Origin of the sequence: Rhodococcus sp. R1101, assembly GCF_000278445.1 — a bacterium.
Classification (GTDB): domain Bacteria; phylum Actinomycetota; class Actinomycetes; order Mycobacteriales; family Mycobacteriaceae; genus Rhodococcus; species Rhodococcus gordoniae.
Map to the genome: position 1 here is coordinate 1 of NZ_AJVB01000832.1, position 888 is coordinate 888.

Annotated in this window: 1 protein-coding gene; it reads left to right on the forward strand. The window is 68.2% G+C overall.

Annotation, left to right across the window (positions count from 1 at the left end; translation table 11 throughout):
- Window positions 1-685: FAD-dependent oxidoreductase (locus R1101_RS0124560; protein WP_016935775.1), on the forward strand; the 685-nt coding region annotated here is incomplete at its 5' end.
- Window positions 686-888 lie beyond the last annotated feature (203 nt).

Genomic DNA, 888 nt, shown 5'->3' on the forward strand with positions numbered 1-888 from the left:
TGCCGACGCTGTAGTCCTGGCCACCGATGTCGGCGCGCTCGGCCGTATCGTGGCAGCCTCACCCACCGTCGGCGACGCGGCCTGGCGGACTCGAATCGAACACCTGGGCACCGCGCCCGCATTCCTGGTACAGCGACTCTGGCTCGACCGGCCCGTCGACGAAGACCGACCGGCATTTCTGGGGACCGGCAGCCTGCATCCGCTCGACAACATCAGTGTCGTCGACCGCTACGAGGACCGAGCCCGCCACTGGGCCCATCGCCACGGCGGATCGGTGATCGAACTGCACGCCTACGCCCTGCCCGAGACCGCGACCGTCGCCCCGGACCGGGTCGCACTGCGACAGCAGATGTCGGCGCGACTGCACGCCCTGTATCCGGAAACCGCGGACGCCCGTATTCTCGGCGAACGCCTGCAGTACCGACGCGACTGCCCTCGACTCGGTCCCGGAGACTTCGCCTCCCGGCCCACCGTGGACACCCCACACCGCGGATTGGTGCTGGCCGGGGACGGAATCCGTATCGACCTACCGGTGGCGTTGATGGAACGGGCCGCCACCACCGGATGGTCGGCAGCCAACCACCTGCTCACCCACTGGGGTGTGAGCGGCCACGACCTGTACACCGTGCCCACCCAAGGCCGATCGGCGCTGCTCCGACGACTGGCCGCTCGAGAAAGCCACTAGCCATGAGCATTCCGGAACCGATGTACCGACGGTGGCCTCGGACGTGGCCGTTGCAACCGATCCCCCCGAACTCCTGGGCGCGGCAACAACCCACCTACCAGGATGCCGACCCCCGCTTGATCACCGCGATCCTCGATCGAGCGCAACAACGACCCTCCGGCAACTGGTACGTCTTCGCCGCCGGCGACGCCATCGGTACCGAT